At 30.9% G+C, this 431-nt stretch carries 1 protein-coding gene; it reads left to right on the top strand.

Going from position 1 to position 431, the window contains the following annotated elements; genetic code table 11:
• The coding region (locus QWI17_RS18075) for a hypothetical protein (RefSeq protein WP_302723928.1) at window positions 1-341 on the top strand (341 nt) is incomplete at its 5' end.
• Between the last annotated feature and the right edge of the window lie 90 nt (window positions 342-431).

Raw genomic sequence — 431 nt, 5'->3', positions numbered from 1 at the left:
ATTTATTAGATGGAACGGGAGAATATGCCAATGTACCTAAATACATCTATTATAAAATTGGGAAATACGATCCAACACAGACAGCCCAAAAAACTGTTTTGAGTTTAGATACTTATTTTGTTGGAAATGATAAAACAGAATTGTTCTACACTCCTTCTGTTGCTTCTACTCCAACGGGATATACACGCATAAACTGGCAAACAGGAATGGTTGCGACAATGATTAACGACGAACGAAAAGGTTGGTTACAATATTACAAACCAAATCATTCAGAATTGTTGCCAATCTATCAAGATATCATCAATACAAATTATAATTTAACACAAGATTACGGATACTAAAACACAATTATTATGAAAAAAACTTTTTATAAAATATTGATTATAGGAACAGTATTACTTACTGCAAATGCTGTAATCTCTTGTAATGAT

Origin of the sequence: Gilvimarinus gilvus (assembly GCF_030518155.1) — a bacterium.
In the GTDB taxonomy this organism is placed as follows: domain Bacteria; phylum Pseudomonadota; class Gammaproteobacteria; order Pseudomonadales; family Cellvibrionaceae; genus Gilvimarinus; species Gilvimarinus gilvus.
This window is presented reverse-complemented; position numbering and strand designations above follow the sequence as displayed.